We start from the raw sequence: 18,929 nt of genomic DNA on the forward strand, positions 1-18,929 counted from the left end.
GAAAAGGTTATTAGTAAAGATAAGTCGTTCAATCTTTACATTAACTTTACATTTGATTCATATTTGTAAATAAATGTGTTTCTATTAACTTTTAGCCTTTCCTTTCACCTGTCAGCTTTCATTGAAACGGGAGATAAGCCTTCCTGTTAGAAACTATTGGAAGAAAATTATACAATAAGGAAGATGACAGCAAAGACAAAGCGGGGGTTTAGATGGATAAACTGACAACATATTCATTTTTTGACGTAATGGGGGAGCTTTTTTCTGAGGAAATTTCGTTTGCTGTAACGAATACGGAGGAGTATATCTTTTATCGCGCAAGTAAGCGTATTAATTTAAAGATTTCTCCTGGTGATCCAGTAAAGGAGGGAACGATTACATTTAAGGCGCTCCAATCGGGGGAAAAAACATCAGAATTCATTAGCCGAGATGTTCTTGGTGTACCTTACCATGGGATTGCAGTTCCATTTCATGAGGATGGTAAGATTGCCGGCTGCATTACTGCTATTTATCCGGCACTAACGGAGGCTCGGTCTGTTGTGACGCTGAAGACAGCGGATGGATGGGTTCCGGTTTCCTATGAAGAAATATATTATATTGAATCAAAGAATCGGAGAACATATGTGACTTCAAGTACACATACCGGTACAAATAAGAACACCCTGCAGGAGTTTGAATTTACCCTCCCAAAGGATAGCTTTATCCGTTGCCACCGATCTTATATAGTCAACGTGAAGCAAATTAAGGAAATCTATCTTGATACACATTCGACCTTTGTCCTTTCCATGAAGGATGGGCAGCTAATTCCAGTAAGCCAATCGTATTCAAGCTATTTCAGAAAAATGCTCGGCTTCTAAAAAATGCTGCTTCGAACGTGGAAAATTCTGTCTCGTCTAAAAATTCAAGTAACCTATCGAAATGTGTCTGAATGGTGAAATTTATGAGGTACACTTATCAAAAAAACGATGAAAGAGTGATAAGATGCAGCTCAATTTAGATCGTATTCGAAACCATGCGTTACGTAACCGAATCGTTGAACCGGAAGAGGCGGCTACATGGATTAGTGACGGGATGACATTGGGATTAAGCGGATTTACTCGGGCAGGCGACGTGAAGGCTATTCCTGCAGCTCTTGTGAAACGGGCAGAAAAAGAAAACTTTAAGGTCAATATATACACTGGTGCTTCCATGGGTCCTGATGTGGATAAATATTTAACTGAAGCTGGAATCATCAATAAGAGGCTTCCGTTCCAAGCAGAGCCCGTCATGCGTAAGCAAATTAACCAAGGAAATATGTATTTCACTGATCAGCACTTATCACAGACATCCGAGTGGGTTCGCTCAGACGTATTGCCCTCTATTGATTACGCAATTTTGGAAGCGGTTTCTATTACAGAGGATGGTGTGATTATTCCAAGTACGTCTGTCGGAAACTCACAAATTTTTGCCGAAAAGGCTGAATCCATCATCATTGAAATTAATCTTGCACAGCCAGAATGGCTGGAAGGACTGCATGATATTTATGATCCAGGACAGCAAGGAAGCAGAAAGCCGATTCCACTCGTGCATCCGGAAGATCGTATCGGAGAGATTGGAATAAAGGTGGACCTAGACAAAATAAAGGGTATTGTCTTCTCAAACAAGCTGGATTCAGCTTCCACCATCGTGCCGCCTGATGAGGAAACCATCATCATGGCGAATCACTTGCTGACCTTCCTGCGTGAAGAGATAAAAGCAGGCCGATTGACGGAACAGCTTGCACCATTGCAGTCTGGTATCGGAACGGTCGCGAATGCGGTATTCCACGGATTTTTAGATTCAGAGTTCAATGACCTAGTGGTTTATTCTGAAGTGCTTCAAGATGCTGTGTTTGATTTAATGGACGCGGGCAAAATTAAATTTGCATCCGGCTGTTCCATCACGCTTTCTGAAAAAGCGATGGAGAATCTGCTCACAAACTTCGAGAGATATGTAGACAAGCTTATCTTGCGTCCGCAGGAAATCTCCAATCATCCGGAATTAATCCGCCGAATGGGCTTGATTTCTATCAATACGGCTCTTGAAATAGATATCTATGGAAATGTCAATTCCACACATGTGTGCGGTACGAATATGATGAATGGTATTGGGGGCTCAGGCGACTTTGCAAGAAATGCCCGCTACGGCATCTTTGTCACGAAATCAATCGCCAAGGATGGCAAAATCTCCAGTATCGTGCCATTTGTATCCCATGTGGACCACACGGAGCATGATGTCGATGTGGTTGTTACAGAACAAGGATATGCAGACCTACGGGGACTGGCGCCAAGAGAACGTGTCGGGGTAATCATCGAGAACTGTGCGCATCCGATGTATCGGAAACAGCTATGGGAATACTATACAGAAGCGTTAACACGAGGCGGACAAACGCCGCATCTTCTTGAAAAGGCTTTCTCATGGCACACAAACTATCAAACAAAAGGCACTATGCTCATGGAAGAGAAAGAATTGGCAGAGGTGGAAGGTTAAGAAGAATAGAGAGGCGCATTCTTAAGGGGAGAATGTCGTATCTATCATAGGTTTATACCTGGGAATATCTAATTGGGGGATTGGATGTTCCTCGCTCTGAAATACGAGCAAAGAGGTTTGGGGGATAACAAGGGGTAATAATATAGATATTGTTTAACAAAGGGCATCCATTAATGGACAGCCCTTTTTCTCTTGCGAAATGGATGATGGAGCAGCAAGGCGTATCTATTTCTATAGTCCACAGCCGTTCCCTGTTATTTTGACCAATTGCCATAGTGGGTATTGTAATTTCTGCTCTATCTCCTGACTGCATAAAAACGTCGGTTAGGATGTGTTTCTTCATAAAATATGCTAGACTGAGTGGACAATCGGAAAACAGGAGTGAGAGGTATGTACCTTTCTGTACAGGAAATGGCCGAATATTTGAACCTGCCGGCATCGTATTTGGAGCAGCTCATTCAGGAGAAGAAGATTCGTGCAGTCTACGACGGGGAGCAATATTTAATTAATCGTGATCAGTTCTCAAATTATCATGAACAGCTGGAAGTATACAGGAAGTTGTTTCAAGAGTGGCTTCATGAGCCAATTCCAGAGGACTGGGATGCCAAGGATGAAGATTGATCAAGTAAGAGGGAAGCACCTATTTAGGCGCTTCCCTCTCTTTTCGTTTAACAGCAGCGTGATACCTTGCCATCCTTTGCATTATAGCGAGCTTCCTGAGCCTCGCAGAAAAATTGCTTGCGCGTGGGAACGGGTTCATCCGGATGGTGCTTTTTCATATGTTCAACATAAGTCTCATAGCTTGGGACGCCTACTAAGAGACTAATGAATTGCTTTCGCAAAGAGAAGGCGTGTTTCAGTTGTTTCAGCATGGATATCTCCTTTCTCATCATACATTTCGGCTTACATATTCTGATTCATGCATGGTGATGGACTGACCTCTGATTAATTTAATCCAGATGCGAGCAGCTGAGATGAGGACAGTGATGACGACAATCATAAAGACGGCTGTTAAACCGGTATTAAGATAGTCGTTGAAGATTACTTGCTTCATTTCACCTAAATCTTTAGCGGGCGCAAGCACTTCGCCGTTATCATAAGCCTCCTTGTACACCTTGGCATGGGATAAGAAGCCGATAGATATCTTCTCGTGAAAGATTTTTTGTAGGCCGGCTGTCATGGTAACAATGAGAATCCATGTGGTTGGAATTAGGGTGACCCAGACATACTTGGTTTTGCCCATCTTAAACAGGATGGTCGTGCCAAGCAGGAGGGCGATTCCAGCGAGCATTTGGTTCGAGATTCCGAATAATGGCCACAGGGTGTTGATGCCGCCGAGCGGGTCGACAACGCCTTGATAGAGGAAGTAACCCCAGCCTAGCACGCAGATGGCTGTTGCGATAATATTAGGAATCCACGATTCAGTCTTGGCGAATGGTTTGTAGAATGTACCCATTAAATCCTGAACCATAAAACGGCCCACCCGGGTTCCGGCATCAATGGTTGTCAGGATGAACAAGGCCTCAAAGAGAATGGCGAAATGGTACCAGAAGGCCATGAGGGCTTTTCCGCCAATTACTTGGGAGAAAATATGTGCCATTCCAATCGCAAGTGTCGGAGCACCGCCTGTACGAGAAATGACGGATGATTCCCCGACATCATCAGCGAGTGTCGTTAAATCATCTGGGGTGATGGTATAGCCCCAGCTTGAGACGGTGGTCGCGACTGTTGCTGGATCTGTCCCAATCGCGGCGGCCGGACTGTTAATGGCAAAGTAAATGCCTGGTGTTAGAACACAGGCCGCAATCATTGCCATAACTGCGACAAATGATTCTGTCAGCATCGCCCCATATCCGATTGGACGAGCATGAGATTCACGTTCAATCATCTTCGGCGTCGTGCCGGAAGAGATGAGTGAGTGGAAGCCGGAGACCGCTCCGCAGGCGATGGTGATAAACAGGAATGGGAAGAGATTGCCCGAGAAGACAGGTCCTGTGCCATCGACGAATTGAGTCATTGCTGGCATTTCCAGATTAGGGGCAACAACGAGAATACCGATGGCAAGTCCGACAATCGTGCCAATCTTTAAGAACGTACTTAAGTAATCACGGGGCGCAAGTAAAAGCCAAACGGGCAGGACAGAGGCAATGAAACCGTAAATAATCAGCATGATGGCGATTTGTTCACCGGTAAAGGTAAACATGGCTGCCAATGTTTCGTGCTCTGAAACGTATTGACCAAAATAAATAGAAAGCAATAAAAGAATAATGCCAATAATGGATGCTTCACCAACACGGCCTGGCCGTAAGTACCTCATGTAAATACCCATGAAGACGGCAATTGGAATCGTAGCCGCAATCGTAAACATTCCCCAAGGGCTGTCTGTTAGCGCTTTCACGACAACTAAAGCTAACACGGCAAGAAGGATGACCATAATACCGAAGATGCCGACCATAGCGATAAATCCGGTGACAGGACCAATCTCCTCTTTAATCATTTCGCCAAGGGATTTACCATTGCGGCGGATGGAGCCGAATAAGATGACAAAATCCTGGACAGCCCCAGCTAAAACTACCCCGACAATAATCCAGATAGTTCCTGGCAGGTACCCCATCTGTGCAGCGAGAATTGGTCCTACCAGTGGACCGGCACCAGCAATGGCGGCGAAATGATGACCGAAGAGGACCCATTTATTCGTCGGTACATAATCCTTCCCGTCATTGTTTAACTCAGCCGGTGTTTTCCTGTTGTCATCAAGATTAAAAACCTTATGTGCGATAAATTTACTATAAAAGCGGTAGGCGATTGCATATGTACAGACAGCGGCAGTTAACAGCCAAATTGAATTGATTGTTTCCCCCTGATTTAATGCAAGTACCCCAAACCCGACTGCCCCAAGAGCAGCGATGATCCCCCAAAGAAGGATGGAACGCAATGCTTTCACGAATCTTTTCATCTCCTTTCTAGATTATAAAGCTATCATATTACATAATTTTGAATTTTTGAATAAATTTTCAATTAATTTTATATTGTACACTATTGAAACAATTGTTTATAATGTAGACAAATGTTTATGAAGGGTTGAATCCGATGAATGAAAAAGAGAGTCAGATCTTTCATTTAATAAAAGAAAACCCGTTTATTACTCAGAATGAGATAGCGGGGAAATTGAATCTCTCAAGGAGTGCGATAGCCGGTTATATATCTTCCCTGACCAAACAAGGAAAGCTTTTGGGAAGGGCCTATATCCTGCCGGAGGACAAGCGGATTGTCTGCATTGGGGGGGCGAATATGGACCGGAAGTCGATGCTTGAGCAAGTATTTTGCCTTGAAACGTCTAATCCCGTGCGGACAACCTCAACCCTTGGCGGTGTTGCCCGTAATATTGCGGAGAATTTAGGAAGATTAGGCGCAGATGTTCACTTGCTGACGATAGTCGGTGATGACAGAGAAGGCAAGGAAGTCCTGGCAAGAACAAACGAGTACGTAAAAATCCTTCCTTCATTAGAAGTTGCCGGGCAATCAACAGGTACATATACAGCCATCTTGGATGAGCAAGGGAATATGGCGGTTGCCCTTGCTGATATGGGCATCTATGATACGGTAGATATCCCATTCATCGAAAAACGATGGTCACACATTGCGGCAAGTGCCATGGTATTGCTTGATACAAACTTTCCTAAAGAGGTCATCGGCTATATTATTGAGCGCTGTACGAATGAGGGAATCCCTGTTTCTGTGGTCCCGGTATCCATTCCGAAATTGGATCGGCTTCCAGAGGACTTGCGCGACCTGGAATGGCTTATCTTGAACAGGGAAGAGGCTGAGGTGCTTTCAGGCATGACGGTCAACAACGATGATTCCGTTCAGCTAGCTGCCAGTCGGATTCTTGCGCAAGGTATTCGTAATGTTGTTATTACACGCAGCGAAAAGGGATTATATTATGCGAATAACACAGGAGAGAGCGGCTTCCTCATCGGACAGCCAGCTGATTCAGTCGTTGATGTGACCGGAGCAGGGGATTCGCTCGCATCAGGCATCATGCTTGGTGCCATTGAAGGCTATTCCATCTTAGAGTCCTGCCAATATGGAATGGCTTGTGCCTCTATGACAATTCGTTCAAGTGAAACGGTCAGCCCAGCTTTAAATCGCCCATCACTTGAGAAGGAAAAAGAATCATTATTTCAAAAGGAGACCAACTAACATGAATGAATGGATTAAATTATCTGAGGAAGTAAAAGAAGCGAAGAAAAACGGAACGCCAATCGTTGCGTTGGAATCTACCATTATCTCACACGGGATGCCATACCCGCAAAACGTGCAAACGGCGCGTGAAGTGGAAGCCATCATCCGTGAAGAGGGTGCCGTTCCAGCAACTATGGCTGTCATTGATGGTGTTCTTCGAATTGGCTTAAGTGACGAAGAGCTTGAATTCTTCGGGAAGACAAAAGGCATTGCTAAAGCAAGCCGCCGTGATATGCCATATTTGGTTGCAGCGAAGAAAAATGGCGCGACAACTGTTTCGGCAACAATGATCTGCGCGCAGCTTGCCGGCATCAAAACATTTGTTACAGGCGGAATTGGCGGTGTTCACCGCGGTGCTGAGACGACAATGGATATCTCTGCTGACCTTCAAGAATTGGCGAAGACAGATGTAGCGGTTATTTGTGCAGGTGCCAAATCCATCCTCGATCTTGGTTTAACAATGGAATACCTTGAAACTCAAGGGGTACCGGTTGTTGGCTATCAAACGGATAAATTGCCATCCTTCTTTACGAGAACTAGCCCATTCGATGTGAATTATCGCTTAGACACAGCAACAGAAGTGGCTGAAATGATGAAGGCGAAATGGGATATGAATCTTGAAGGCGGAATGGTTATCGCAAACCCAATTCCAGAAGAATTCGCTATGGAGGACAGCTTCATTAACAAAGTAATTGACGAAGCGGTTAAAGAGGCTGAATCCCTTGGTATTACTGGCAAGGACGTAACACCATTCCTTCTTGGAAAAATTAAAGACGTTACAGAAGGTAAGAGTCTTGAAGCTAATATCGCATTAGTAAAAAACAATGCGAAGGTTGGCGCTCAAATTGCTGTTGCTTTCGGGAAAATCTCTCAATAAGAATGCAGGCTGCCGGAGAAATTCCGGCAGTTTTTTAGTGTCTTATGGGGTTTCTTTGCTTTCATTTTGATACAATGAGAAGAGAAATAGGTACTGGATTAAAATTTGCGCTAGGGAGTGTTTTTGCATGAACTATGCAACGATTGGAACGAGCATGATTACTGAACACTTTATTGAAGCAGCTGCTGAAAGCGGACAGCTCACATTAAAGGCAATCTATTCAAGAGATTTAGAGAAGGCCACACGCTTTGCCAACCAATATGAGGTGAAACTCGTATTCAATCAGCTTGATGAATTGGCCAGCTGTGAGGAGATTGAGGTCGTATACATAGCGTCTCCGAACTCTATTCATTATGAGCAGGCGATTTTCCTGATGGAGCACGGTAAACATATCATTTGTGAGAAACCAATGTTTACGAGCATGAAAGAATGGGAGAAGGCCTTTGAGACAGCAAGAAAGAATAACGTCTTTTTATTTGAGGCGATGAGAACCATCCATACGCCAAACTTTAAACTATTGAAGGATAAAATAGATTGCGTCGGCCCAATCAGAAACGTCAACCTTCAATATATGAAATACTCCTCCCGCTATGATCAATACCTTGAGGGAGAGGTACCGAATATCTTCTCAGCCGAATTTGCAGGGGGAGCTCTTGTTGACTTAGGCGTTTATCCGCTCTATATGGCGATTGCCCTGTTTGGAGAGCCGGAGTCAAGTGTGTATGTACCGGTCATGCTTAAGAGCGGTGTCGACGGCGGCGGTACGCTAGTCCTTAAATACAATGATTTCGTATGTACTATTTTGTGCTCCAAAATAACAGATTCCTATGGTTCGAACGAAATTCTTGGAGAGAAGGGCAATCTCATCTTCCCTGGATCGGGAACCGTCGAAAAGATAGAATTTATTGACCGTGAAACAAAGGTATGCGAACCATTTTCCGCCGCGCAAACGGACAAGGATATGGTCTATGAAATCGAGGTGTTCACTGACATTATCAAGACAGGTGATCAAGAGCGGTATGAAGAATTGACAAACCTGAGTGGTCTTGTTTTGAATATCATGGAAGAGGCAAGAAAGAAATGCGGCATCATTTTTGGGCCAGATAAATCATAAGACCAGCAAAAGGGGCAGCAGGAGAGGGCTGTCTCTTTTTGTTTCAAAAATTCACATAATGACCATAAAATACATGTTTGTTTAAAAGGAAAAGTGGAATGAAAAGAGTGTAGGAGTATGGATAAAAATCAAAAAATGAGGTGGATAAAAAATGAGTACCATCCGTGATATGGTCAATAAGGCGTTCTCTTTTGGTTTAGGGGCAGCAATCGTGAGCAAGGAACAGATTGAGAAGTATGTGGATGAAATGGTTAAGCGCGGCGAGGTGTCTGAACAGGAATCCAAGGACATGGTCAATGATTTAATGGTACGTGGTGAGGAGCGCCAGAAAGAGTTCGAGCAGCAAGTCAACATGAAAGTCAAGCTTCGTCTTCAAGAAATGGACATCGCAACAAAAGAAGATATCGAAAGACTAGAGCAAAGAATTGCCGCATTGGAATTAAAACAAAATCAGCAATAAAGCTATTTAGGACCAATAGAGTAGGGGTGGAGACGATTGTTAAATAAAAGGATACGCCATTTTAATCGCTATCAAGATATTATACGTGCCATGATTCATCATGGCTTTGGCTCAATTGCTGAAGAGCTTGGGCTGGCCGATATGCTTCCCTTCGGTGGAAAATGGATTTTCGAAGGGAAGCATGTAAAGGATAAACCAGCAGGTGAGCGTATTCGACTAATCTTAGAGGAACTTGGTCCCACTTATATTAAGCTTGGGCAAATGATGAGTACACGCCCTGATATCGTCCCTGCTTCTATTATTCATGAGCTGGAGAATCTTCAGGATAAGGTGAAGGAGTTTTCCTTTGATGAGGTGAAGGCAATCATTGAGGATGAACTTGAGCTGCCGCTTGAGGAGCTTTTTGCAGAATTTAATCCTGTCCCTATTGCGGCGGCCTCTATTGGTCAAGTACATAAAGCCGTCCTTCCATCAGGTGATGTTGTTGCTGTGAAGGTTCAACGGCCGAACATTACGAAAACAATCGACACAGACCTAGAGATTTTGCATAATCTTGCGCGCATGGCGGAGAAGCGATATAAATGGGCACAAGATTATGGCCTAAAAGATATTGTAGGTGAATTCTCCATGTCCTTGAACATGGAGCTTGATTATGGCGTAGAGGGCAGGAACGCCGAGAAGATTGCTGCCCAATTCAAGGAGGATGACACGATTCGAATCCCGGCCGTCTATTGGGAATACTCCACGAAAAAGGTTTTGACGATGGAATTCGTTGAAGGCATAAAGATTAATGATGTTCAAAGCCTCGATGAGATTGGCTTTGACCGCCGCCTGTTAAGTGAGCGCTTTACGGAGGCAATGATGAAGCAAATTCTTCTTGAAGGCATGTTTCACGCTGATCCTCATCCGGGCAATGTTTTTGTCCAGCCGGGCAATCGGCTTGTTTTTCTTGATTTCGGCAACGTCGGCCGAATCAATGCCCAAATGAAATACGAATTTGCCTCCATGCTTTTGGCTTTGCGCAGGGGAAACACTGATTTTGTTGTACGTTCTATCATCAAGATTGGGATGACCCCGGATGAGATAAACTATGATCAGCTAAAAGCTGATGTACAGGAATTTATTGATAATTACTATGGCCAAACATTAAATTCCATCAGTCTTGGTGAGATTGTCAACGATTTCTTTACACTTACTTACCTGCATCATATCCGAATACCATCTGATTTGACTATGCTGGGTAAAACCTTCCTGGCTGTTGAAGGGGTTGTGGAGACCCTCTATCCCGAATACAATATCCTTGATATCGTCGAACCATTTGGTGATAATTTGGTCAAGGAGCGGCTTAAACCGAAAAATATTGCAGAAATGCTGTTTAATAAGGCCGTCGACTATTCTGATTTCTTTTCTGAGATGCCGCGCAGTGTGAAGGATTTGACGAACAAACTTAAAGATGGGAAATTCAGTGTGCAAATTAAGGTGCCGCAGCTCGAGATATTTTTGGCCAAGATGGATAAGATGGCGAACCAATTATCCTATGCCATCATCTTGCTCTCCTTCAGCATTATCATGGCAGGGCTGGTCATTGGCTCTTCATCAAGGGGAGGGACCAATATCCTTTGGCAGATTCCAATAATTGAAATTGGATTTATCATCGCTTCGGTCATGGTTCTCTATCTGCTTTATTCCATTTTTCGATCTGGACGATTTTGAGAGGATGGTTTGAATGGCAAAAGGAAAGACAAACGCAGTCAGGATGCTCGATCAGAAAAAGGTATCCTACGAATTACTCCAATATAGTCCAGATGATGGCAAAATTGACGGAGTATCAGTCGCCGAGAAGATTGGTGAGGATGCCCGTCATGTGTTTAAAACATTGGTAACCATCTCCTCAACGAAAAACCTGCACATATTTGTTATCCCCGTCACAGCAGAACTGGACTTAAAGCGTGCTGCACGAGTTGCAGGGGAGAAGAAAATGGATCTTTTGCCTGTTTCCGAATTGCAAAAGTATACCGGTTATATTCGTGGGGGCTGCTCACCCGTTGGGATGAAAAAGCTCTATCCAACCTTTATCGAAAAGCAGGCTGAGGAACTTGACCACATTATTGTTTCAGCTGGCAAGATAGGCATGCAAATGAAGGTTGGGATAGCTGATTTATTGAAAGTGACAAATGGACAAATAGCATCAGTTATTCATAAAGGGTGAGAAAGGCTTTGAACAAAGCCTTTCTTTTTTTGTCTAATTAAATATTCCATGATTTTCCTAGTGGGCATATGATAAAATCATACTGGAAGAATATGACTGTTTTTATTGGAGGAGAAATAACGGATGAAAAAAGAATATAAACATTTTGAAACGGCAGCTATCCATGCCGGGTATGATACAAAAAAGCACTTGGGGAGTCTCTCCGCACCAATCTACCAAACTTCAACATTTACTTTTGATACAGCAGAGCAAGGAGAAGCAAGATTTGCCGGAACGGAGGAGGGCTATATATATTCCCGGCTCGGCAACCCGACTGTTCAAGCGCTTGAGGAAAAAGTCGCCGTTTTGGAGGGAGCGGAAGACTGCGCTGCCTTCGCATCTGGAATGGGAGCGGTTTCAGCCGTTTTAATCGAATTAACAAAAACTCATGACCATATTCTATGCTCCCTAGGTGTATATGGCTGTACCTTCGATCTGTTGGTCCTGCTAAAAGAGAAATACGCGATTGACTACGACTTCAGTCCAATGGAAACAGAGGAGCAAATTCGAAACAGCATCCGGCCGGAAACGACCTGCATCTTTGTCGAAACGCCAATCAACCCGACAATGCGCGTCATTGACCTGGAAATGGTCGCTCGAGTAGCGAAGGAGCACGGTATCCCGGTCGTCGTAGATAATACATTCCCATCACCATATCTTCAATCGCCGCTTGCGCTTGGGTGCGATATCGCGCTTCACAGTGCAACGAAATACATCGGCGGTCATGGGGATGTCGTCGCAGGTCTTGTCGCCGGAAAATCATCCTTCATCTCCGCCATCAAGAAGAACGGTTTAAAGGATATTGGCAGCATCATCGCCCCATTTGATGCGTGGCTCCTTTTGCGTGGACTAAAAACCTTGCCAATCCGCATGGACCGCCATAGCGAAAATGCCATTAAAATCAATGAACAATTAAAAAAACACCCGCGCGTCAAAAATGTTTACTTTCCATGGAACGAAGAAAACGCCGGACACGAAGCCGCCATTAAACAAATGAAACAGCCAGGCGGCGTCATCTCCTTCGAACTCCAAGAAGGAGGCAAGCAAGAGGCACAAGCCTTTCTCAACAAGCTCCAGCTCATCAAAATCGCCGTAAGCCTAGGCGACGTCGAAACATTAATCTCTCATCCTGCCTCCATGACCCATGCTGTCATCCCTGAAAAAGAGCGCCGCGCCATGGGTGTCACGGACCAGCTAATCCGCCTCTCCGTAGGTTTAGAATCATGGGAAGACATATGGGCTGATATAGAGCAAGCGTTGAATGGATGATTGTTTGAGGGGAATGGGATCGAACTATTTTATGGTTCGATCTTTTTTATTTTCGGAGTTTTAATTCATGAGGGTAATGGGGTGAAGGGTGCGAAGGTGAAGGGTGGTCGAAAGGTGGGAAAAGCCAGGCAAAGCCCACCCTTTACCCGGGCAAAGGAGGTGAAGGGTGGGGAAAGGGCGGCCGAAAGGTGGGAAAAGCCAGGCAATTCCCACCCTTTACCCAGGCAAAGGGGGTGAAGGGTGGTCAAAGGGTGGTCGAAAGGTGGGAAAAGCCAGGCAATCCCCACCTTTATCCCAGGCAACAGGTGTGAAGGGTGGTCAAAGGGCGGTCGAAGGGTGGGAAAAGCCAGGCAAAGCCCACCTTTATCCCAGGCAAAGGGGGTGAAAGGTGGTCAAAGGGTGGTCGAAAGGTGGGAAAAGCCAGGCAAAGCCCACCCTTTACCCAGGCAAAGGGGGTGAAGGGTGGTCAAAGGGCGGTCGAAGGGTGGGAAAAGCCAGGCAAAGCCCACCCTTATCCCAGGCAAAAGGTATGAAGGGTGGTCAAAGGGCGGTCGAAAGGTGGGAAAAGCCAGGCAATCCCCACCCTTATCCCAGGCAAAGGGGGTGAAGGGTGGGGAAAGGGCGGTCGAAGGGTGGGAAAAGCCAGGCAATCCCCACCCTTATCTCAGGCAACAGGTGTGAAGGGTGGTCAAAGGGCGGTCGAAAGGTGGGAAAAGCCAGGCAATCCCCACCCTTTCCCCAGGCAAAGGGTGTGAAGGGTGGTCAAAGGGTGGACAACACCAGCAAAGCCCCCCACCCGGATCCTATCTGCTCGCATAAAAAATAGTCCAATAGCAGCTGCCACACCCAGCCTCCAATTAAAAAGGCGAAATCATTCCATCATGATTCCGCCTTCATCGTTTCTAAAACGGCTCGTGCCATAATCTCCACCCCGATTATTAGGCAGGAGTGATCAAAGGTCATTTGCGGATGATGCAAGCCTGGTGTGAGGTCGGCGCCGAGGGCGAGCATGGTTGCCTTAATATTAGGGCGTAATTTTGTATAAAAGTGAAAGTCATCGCTGCCGGGGGTGATGACGGTTTTGTGCAGCCCTTTTTTGCCGAGCGTGTCGATAATGGCGGTTTCCATGTAGTCTAAGGCTTCTTTAGAGATTATCGAGGCAGTTGTGTCCGGCTGTTGTTCTTGTTCAATGCTTATGCCGTACCATTTCTCAAGTGCAAGGAGTGAACGCTGGATTTCGCTTTTCAGGTAGTTGAGGTCTTCGTTTGATTGAGCCCTGGCATCAATACCGAATATAGCGGTGCCTGGGATGATATTTAAGTTATCGCTGCCGGCTTCAAAGCGGGTCAGTTTGACGGAGTGCGGATTCATTGGTGATAGTTTGATTTGGCTCAGTAAGTGGTGCAGCATCATACCGGCTTCGATGGCGCTTGTCCCAAGATGCGGCCTTGCTCCATGGGCGTCTTCACCAATTATTTTGCCGAGGATGTGGTGGCTTGCTCCGTGATTGATAGCAGGGGCAGCTGCACCAAGCGGCAGCTCTTCAATCGGCCGGAGATGGAGGCCATACAGAAAGTCAACATCGTCAACCAAGCCGAGCTTGGTGACAGCAATGGCACCTTCACCTGTTTCCTCGGCAGGCTGGAATATGAAGCGGATGGTGCCTTTCAAGCCATCGATGCTGTCTTTTAAAAGCGCCGCTGCAGCAAGAATGATTGACATATGGGCATCATGCCCACAGGAATGGACAGCTTGGAAGGTGCCGTCTTTTTCTTGCCAGAGGGCATCCATATCTGCGCGGATGGCGATGACAGGCTTGCCAGAGCCGATTTCAGCAATTAAGCCAGGAAAGGAGACAAAAGGGGTACATTTGAATCCATCTTCGCTTAGTCGCTGAAGAAGATAAGCAGTGGTTTCTTTTTCGTTCCAGCTCACTTCAGGATGAGAATGCAAATGAGCAAATAACGAATGGACATATGGTTCGAGTTGCTTCAGCTTCTTTTTCAAGTGAAGGTATCCTTTCTGTATGTGTATTTTTAGTATCAGGATAGTTTACGCAATTATGGCTAGAAGTTTCCGGTTTCTAAAATTTGTATATTATTTTAACTATTTAGTCAACTTATGTACAATAAAAAGAGATAAACACATTTTCAGGGGGCGGATTGAATGAATACATTAGACGAGATTTTGGCTCATAATCGTGAATTCGTAGAGAAGAAGGAATATACGCCATATAAGACAGATAAATTCCCGGATAAAAAGATGGTTGTCATTAGTTGCATGGATACGAGACTAGTGGAGCTGCTTCCGAAGGCAATGAACATTTCGAATGGGGATGTAAAGATCATTAAGACTGCCGGTGCCATCGTGAATCACCCGTTTGGAAGCGTGATGCGTTCTGTTCTTGTTGCTGTCCATGCGCTCGGTGCGGAGGAGGTTTTCGTGGTTGGACATGAGGATTGCGGAATGTCCACCATTGATCCAGATGCTTTTATTAGCCAAATGAAGGACAATGGCGTGCCGGAAGAAACCTTCCAGACCTTGGAGAATGTAGGCATTAAGGTGAACGATTGGGTGAAAGGATTCTCAAATGTGCAAGAAAGCGTGAATGGCAGCGTTCAACTAATTAAGAATCACCCATTAATTCCATCTCATATCCCGGTAACAGGGATGGTTATTCATCCGGAGACCGGAAGACTTTCAGTTGTAGCCGATGGGTATGAAGCAGTCTCAGGAAAGTGAAATTCTAATAAAAACACACCCGGCCGTTTTGTCCGGGTGTGTTTGGTTTATTCCGTTCATTGCTTTTCAGGCTTGAATTTTTTCTCGCTAGAGGAAGAGTTCTTCGTATCATGAGGATGTCTTTCTTCCTCGTTTTCCTGACGGAGGTCCTCGAGCGGGATAGAATCAACGTTTTGCTCTTCTTCAAACCTGTCGAGCATATGCTCTTCATCTGTCAGAGAGTGCTCTGGATTATCCATTTTGCCCCTAGATAATTGTTTTTTGTCTTTTGGCATTTGGCATCATCTCCCTTTTGTATTTCTTTTTCTTTACCCTAGAGACGAAAGATTATGCATGGAAGCGTTCTTTGTGCATGGTGAAGGCTTCAAGTGCATCGCGGTCTATGTCAAAGCCTAAACCGGGCGAAGTTGGTGTATCAATATAACCGTTTGATACTACGACCTCTGGTGCGGTGATATCCCGATGCCAGTAATTTTGGGTGCTTGAAATATCGCCAGGCAGATTGACCGCCTTCATGGAAGCAAGCGCAATGGTATGCGCACGGCTGATTCCAGTCTCAATCATGCCGCCGCACCAGACATCGACTCCCTCATCCTCGCATAGCTTAAGAATTTTGATGGATTCAGATAATCCTCCGACACGGCCGATTTTCAAATTGATGACCCGGCAGCTGCCAAAGCGGATAGCTTGCAGGGCATCGTGGGCAGATTGAATACTTTCATCCAGGCAAATCTTTGTTTTTAGCTCTTTTTGTAAAAGGGCATGCTCATATAGGTCATTATAGGCAAGAGGCTGTTCAATCATCATTAAGTCATATTGATCAAGCTCGCGCAGAAGATCTAAATCCGCTAATGTATAAGCGGAATTGGCATCTGCCATGATAGCAATATCGGGGTAACGGCGGCGCACCTTACTTATGAGCGAAATATCCTGACCAGGCTTAATCTTCAATTTAATTCTCTTATAGCCCTGTGTCAGGCTTTTATCTATGGCTGAATAAAGCTCCTCATCGTTTTTCTTCAAACCAATGCTGATACCGGCTTCAACTTGCTTTTTCTGTCCGCCTAAAGCCTTTGAGAGGGAGAGTCCGCGCTTTTGGGCATAGAGGTCCCACAGTGCGCCCTCAAGTGCGCTTTTGGCCATCGGATTCCGGCGTACTTGCGCGAAAATGGATTCTAGTTCATTCGGGTGATCAATCTGTCGGCCGATAATGGAAGGAATGAGTAAATCCTTTAATAGGTATGAACAGGTATGAATGGTTTCTTCTGTATACCATGGCTGGTTGAAGGCAACGCATTCTCCCCAGCCTGTCGCTCCATCTTCTGTTATCGCTTCTACGATGATAAAATGACGGTCTTTAACGGTACTGAAGCTGTTAGTAAACGGATTCTTGAGTTTCATTTGTATATAATGAAGGATTACGCTGGTTATTTTCATCTATTTTTCACCTCTTTGTCTCTCTTTAAAGTATCCCAAACACGGAGCCGATTCCGCAACAAATATAATGGACTGAATATTCTAAAATTAGTTGGTATAATGGAAAGAAATGAATGAGTGACGAATAGGGGGCAGCTATGAGCATGGGGCATTGGAATACAAAGGAAGGAATTTTAGATTTATTGCTAAGATTGGTCAGAGTTCCAAGCGTGACGGGAACAAGGGGTGAACTGCGGATGGAGGAGGAGATTGTCTCAATCCTCATGGAATTACCGTATTATCAAAAACGACCCGAATATATTTTCAAAAAAGCGATTCGTCATGATTCACTCGATCGGAAAGCTGTGGCTTGTTTATATAAAGGGAATGATGAAAGAAACCGGACGATTATCCTGTTAAGTCATTACGATGTTGTAGGGGTGGAGGATTTCGGAAGACTTACGCCTCTTGCATTCTCCCCGATGGATTATACAAGAGCGCTGGAGCGAGAGGAGCTGCCTATAGACGCGAAAGAGGATTTGCAGTCGGGCGAATGGATATTCGGAAGAGGCATCATGGATATGAAGGCTGGGCTTGCTGTGCAGCTAGCCTTGATATCAGAGGTATGTAAACAGCAGGATCTCGGCTATAATCTTCTCCTTCTGGCAACGCCGGATGAGGAAAGGTATTCAGCAGGAATGTTTGCCGGGGTTGAATTATTAGATGAAATCAGAGCACAATTTGGACTGAATTATGAGCTGACCATTTGTTCAGAGCCAAGCTTTGGAGCTTACCCTGGCGACCGGTCTAAATATTTCTATACCGGATCAGTCGGAAAGATGCTCCCCCTCATTTATTGCACAGGAACAGAAACACATGTTGGAGAGCCTCTTGAGGGATTAAATGCCGCTTGGATGGCTAGTGTATTTGCTGAAAGGTCAGAGCTTTCGGCAGATTTTCTCGAAAGTTCACAGGGAGAACGTAATCCTTTACCGACGACCCTCAAGCTGACGGATTTAAAGGAATCATATGATGTACAAACACCCACGAATGCCTACATCCTTCTGAATATCCTCACACTCCTGCAAACTCCTGAGGATGTAATGAGCAAGCTAAAGAATATTGGGAGAGAGAGCAGTGAATATATTGGGAAGCGGCTTATGGAAACCTATCAATCATTAGGCTATCAGGAAGGTGCCGATACACGGAATATCACTAAGCCAAAGGTGTATACGTATTGGGAATTATACGAGAAGGGACTAAAGGAGCATGGAAGTACCTTCCGCCAGGCTATTGAAGAACATGTTAAAAAGCTGGAGCAGGATCTTGGAACGAATATGGGGAAATTGACAGCTGCTATCGCTGGAGTAATTTCTTCTTATTTCAAACATTTGGCTCCCTTCTACTTGATCATGCTGTCACCGCCCTTTTATCCCCATGTATATCTGAAGGAAGACGAGAAGGATGAGAAGGCAAGGGGAGTGGTTATGAGTTGTATTGCTAAGGCGAAGAAGGAATACAATGAAGAGATCGGAATGGTTTCTTATTTTCAGGGGCTGTCGGATGTCAGTTATTTCCGTCTGCGTGACAAAGAAAAGGTTGCCAAGGTTTTGGAGAAAGAGATGCCTCTTTATGGAGCAGGCTATGACATCCCGCTTGAATTAATTGCCGACCTAGATGTGCCTGCAATTAATATTGGTCCCTATGGGAAGGATGCCCACAAGCGGACTGAGCGGCTGCATATCCCCTTCTCTACGGAAGTATTGCCGGCCTTGTTGAAGCATGCTGTCTATTCCTGCTAATCATATTTCACCTCCTTTGTGAGAAGCTAAGTCAGTGAAGGAGGTGAACACATGAGTCGAGGCAATAGCTTCAATCATAAGAAGAAGAGCCATCCAGGAGAATTTCCCCATCATGCCGAAACGGGCGGTAACCATGAGAAACATGAGACGGAAGAACAGTATATAGTTACAAAGGAAGCATTCAAGAATAGGGTGCCTAAAGAAGGCCATTGATGGAATTAATAGGCCGCCATAAAATGGCGGTCTTT

18 protein-coding genes are annotated in these 18,929 nt (G+C 45.0%); 13 read left to right on the forward strand and 5 right to left on the reverse strand.

What is annotated here, in order from left to right; genetic code table 11:
• Positions 1-212: 212 nt before the first annotated feature.
• The 3 genes from CYL18_RS16395 to CYL18_RS16405 all read left to right on the forward strand — a co-directional run bounded on the left by CYL18_RS16395 (position 213) and on the right by CYL18_RS16405 (position 3,129).
• On the forward strand, positions 213-857 hold the full coding sequence (locus CYL18_RS16395; protein ID WP_104850591.1) for a LytTR family DNA-binding domain-containing protein: 645 nt from the start codon (positions 213-215) through the stop codon (positions 855-857).
• A 124-nt stretch (positions 858-981) separates the two neighbouring features.
• A complete protein-coding gene (locus tag CYL18_RS16400) occupies positions 982-2,508 on the forward strand; it encodes an acetyl-CoA hydrolase/transferase family protein (protein WP_104850592.1) in 1,527 nt (508 codons plus the stop codon).
• Positions 2,509-2,898: 390 nt separating this feature from the next.
• Entirely contained in the window at positions 2,899-3,129 is a 231-nt protein-coding gene (locus CYL18_RS16405) for a helix-turn-helix domain-containing protein (RefSeq protein ID WP_104850593.1), read from the forward strand.
• Between the two features lie 47 nt (positions 3,130-3,176).
• Here the strand turns inward: CYL18_RS16405 and CYL18_RS16410 are convergent, their stop codons facing one another.
• Entirely contained in the window at positions 3,177-3,380 is a 204-nt protein-coding gene (locus CYL18_RS16410; RefSeq protein ID WP_104850594.1) for a YbdD/YjiX family protein, read from the reverse strand.
• 17 nt (positions 3,381-3,397) lie between these two features.
• The gene (locus CYL18_RS16415) at positions 3,398-5,452 is read right to left on the reverse strand and encodes a carbon starvation CstA family protein (protein ID WP_104850595.1); all 2,055 of its coding nucleotides are present in this window, start codon (positions 5,450-5,452) and stop codon (positions 3,398-3,400) included.
• Between the two features lie 146 nt (positions 5,453-5,598).
• Between CYL18_RS16415 and CYL18_RS16420 the strand changes: the two genes are divergently transcribed.
• From CYL18_RS16420 to megL, 7 genes are all read left to right on the forward strand, one after another.
• Positions 5,599-6,711: a PfkB family carbohydrate kinase gene (locus tag CYL18_RS16420; RefSeq protein ID WP_104850596.1), complete on the forward strand. Its 1,113-nt coding sequence runs from the start codon at positions 5,599-5,601 to the stop codon at positions 6,709-6,711.
• A gap of 1 nt (position 6,712) precedes the next feature.
• Complete coding sequence (locus tag CYL18_RS16425) at positions 6,713-7,630, forward strand: pseudouridine-5'-phosphate glycosidase (protein ID WP_104850597.1); 918 nt, start codon at positions 6,713-6,715, stop codon at positions 7,628-7,630.
• 127 nt (positions 7,631-7,757) lie between these two features.
• Positions 7,758-8,744, forward strand: a complete 987-nt coding sequence (locus CYL18_RS16430; RefSeq protein ID WP_104850598.1) for a Gfo/Idh/MocA family protein — start codon at positions 7,758-7,760, stop codon at positions 8,742-8,744.
• Positions 8,745-8,895: 151 nt separating this feature from the next.
• Positions 8,896-9,204, forward strand: coding sequence for a phasin family protein (locus CYL18_RS16435; protein ID WP_201741303.1), 309 nt, complete (start codon positions 8,896-8,898; stop codon positions 9,202-9,204).
• 36 nt (positions 9,205-9,240) lie between these two features.
• A complete protein-coding gene (locus CYL18_RS16440; RefSeq protein ID WP_104850599.1) occupies positions 9,241-10,917 on the forward strand; it encodes an ABC1 kinase family protein in 1,677 nt (558 codons plus the stop codon).
• A 13-nt stretch (positions 10,918-10,930) separates the two neighbouring features.
• Positions 10,931-11,413 (forward strand): Cys-tRNA(Pro) deacylase, encoded by a 483-nt coding sequence (ybaK, locus tag CYL18_RS16445; protein ID WP_104850600.1) that lies wholly within the window; start codon positions 10,931-10,933, stop codon positions 11,411-11,413.
• A 123-nt stretch (positions 11,414-11,536) separates the two neighbouring features.
• Complete coding sequence (megL, locus tag CYL18_RS16450) at positions 11,537-12,721, forward strand: methionine gamma-lyase (protein ID WP_104850601.1); 1,185 nt, start codon at positions 11,537-11,539, stop codon at positions 12,719-12,721.
• Between the two features lie 879 nt (positions 12,722-13,600).
• Here the strand turns inward: megL and CYL18_RS16470 are convergent.
• The gene (locus tag CYL18_RS16470; RefSeq protein WP_104850605.1) at positions 13,601-14,728 is read right to left on the reverse strand and encodes an amidohydrolase; all 1,128 of its coding nucleotides are present in this window, start codon (positions 14,726-14,728) and stop codon (positions 13,601-13,603) included.
• Positions 14,729-14,887: 159 nt separating this feature from the next.
• Here CYL18_RS16470 and CYL18_RS16475 point away from each other — a divergent pair, with 159 nt between their 5' ends.
• Positions 14,888-15,463: a beta-class carbonic anhydrase gene (locus CYL18_RS16475; RefSeq protein WP_104850606.1), complete on the forward strand. Its 576-nt coding sequence runs from the start codon at positions 14,888-14,890 to the stop codon at positions 15,461-15,463.
• A 56-nt stretch (positions 15,464-15,519) separates the two neighbouring features.
• On the opposite strand, the gene CYL18_RS16480 is transcribed toward CYL18_RS16475, so the two are convergent.
• Positions 15,520-15,738 carry a hypothetical protein gene (locus tag CYL18_RS16480; RefSeq protein WP_104850607.1) on the reverse strand — a complete coding sequence of 73 codons (219 nt, stop codon included), beginning with the start codon at positions 15,736-15,738 and terminating at the stop codon, positions 15,520-15,522.
• Positions 15,739-15,790: 52 nt separating this feature from the next.
• Positions 15,791-16,900 carry an o-succinylbenzoate synthase gene (menC, locus tag CYL18_RS16485; RefSeq protein ID WP_104850608.1) on the reverse strand — a complete coding sequence of 370 codons (1,110 nt, stop codon included), beginning with the start codon at positions 16,898-16,900 and terminating at the stop codon, positions 15,791-15,793.
• A gap of 137 nt (positions 16,901-17,037) precedes the next feature.
• Between menC and CYL18_RS16490 the strand changes: the two genes are divergently transcribed.
• Both CYL18_RS16490 and CYL18_RS19420 read left to right on the forward strand, forming a co-directional pair.
• Positions 17,038-18,681, forward strand: a complete 1,644-nt coding sequence (locus CYL18_RS16490) for a M20/M25/M40 family metallo-hydrolase (RefSeq protein ID WP_104850609.1) — start codon at positions 17,038-17,040, stop codon at positions 18,679-18,681.
• A 51-nt stretch (positions 18,682-18,732) separates the two neighbouring features.
• The gene (locus CYL18_RS19420; protein WP_201741304.1) at positions 18,733-18,894 is read left to right on the forward strand and encodes a hypothetical protein; all 162 of its coding nucleotides are present in this window, start codon (positions 18,733-18,735) and stop codon (positions 18,892-18,894) included.
• The last annotated feature ends 35 nt before the right edge of the window (positions 18,895-18,929 follow it).

This window comes from Pradoshia eiseniae, assembly GCF_002946355.1.
In the GTDB taxonomy this organism is placed as follows: Bacteria; Bacillota; Bacilli; order Bacillales; family Pradoshiaceae; genus Pradoshia; species Pradoshia eiseniae.

Bases quoted from the DNA above. Each gene is read 5' to 3' on its own strand.
- CYL18_RS16395 (WP_104850591.1), top strand. From the start codon at position 213: ATGGATAAACTGACAACATATTCATTTTTTGACGTAATGGGGGAGCTT.
- CYL18_RS16400 (WP_104850592.1), top strand. From the start codon at position 982: ATGCAGCTCAATTTAGATCGTATTCGAAACCATGCGTTACGTAACCGA.
- CYL18_RS16405 (WP_104850593.1), top strand. From the start codon at position 2,899: ATGTACCTTTCTGTACAGGAAATGGCCGAATATTTGAACCTGCCGGCA.
- CYL18_RS16410 (WP_104850594.1), bottom strand. From the start codon at position 3,380: ATGCTGAAACAACTGAAACACGCCTTCTCTTTGCGAAAGCAATTCATT.
- CYL18_RS16420 (WP_104850596.1), top strand. From the start codon at position 5,599: ATGAATGAAAAAGAGAGTCAGATCTTTCATTTAATAAAAGAAAACCCG.
- CYL18_RS16425 (WP_104850597.1), top strand. From the start codon at position 6,713: ATGAATGAATGGATTAAATTATCTGAGGAAGTAAAAGAAGCGAAGAAA.
- CYL18_RS16430 (WP_104850598.1), top strand. From the start codon at position 7,758: ATGAACTATGCAACGATTGGAACGAGCATGATTACTGAACACTTTATT.
- CYL18_RS16435 (WP_201741303.1), top strand. From the start codon at position 8,896: ATGAGTACCATCCGTGATATGGTCAATAAGGCGTTCTCTTTTGGTTTA.
- ybaK (WP_104850600.1), top strand. From the start codon at position 10,931: ATGGCAAAAGGAAAGACAAACGCAGTCAGGATGCTCGATCAGAAAAAG.
- megL (WP_104850601.1), top strand. From the start codon at position 11,537: ATGAAAAAAGAATATAAACATTTTGAAACGGCAGCTATCCATGCCGGG.
- CYL18_RS16475 (WP_104850606.1), top strand. From the start codon at position 14,888: ATGAATACATTAGACGAGATTTTGGCTCATAATCGTGAATTCGTAGAG.
- CYL18_RS16480 (WP_104850607.1), bottom strand. From the start codon at position 15,738: ATGCCAAAAGACAAAAAACAATTATCTAGGGGCAAAATGGATAATCCA.
- menC (WP_104850608.1), bottom strand. From the start codon at position 16,900: ATGAAAATAACCAGCGTAATCCTTCATTATATACAAATGAAACTCAAG.
- CYL18_RS16490 (WP_104850609.1), top strand. From the start codon at position 17,038: ATGAGCATGGGGCATTGGAATACAAAGGAAGGAATTTTAGATTTATTG.
- CYL18_RS19420 (WP_201741304.1), top strand. From the start codon at position 18,733: ATGAGTCGAGGCAATAGCTTCAATCATAAGAAGAAGAGCCATCCAGGA.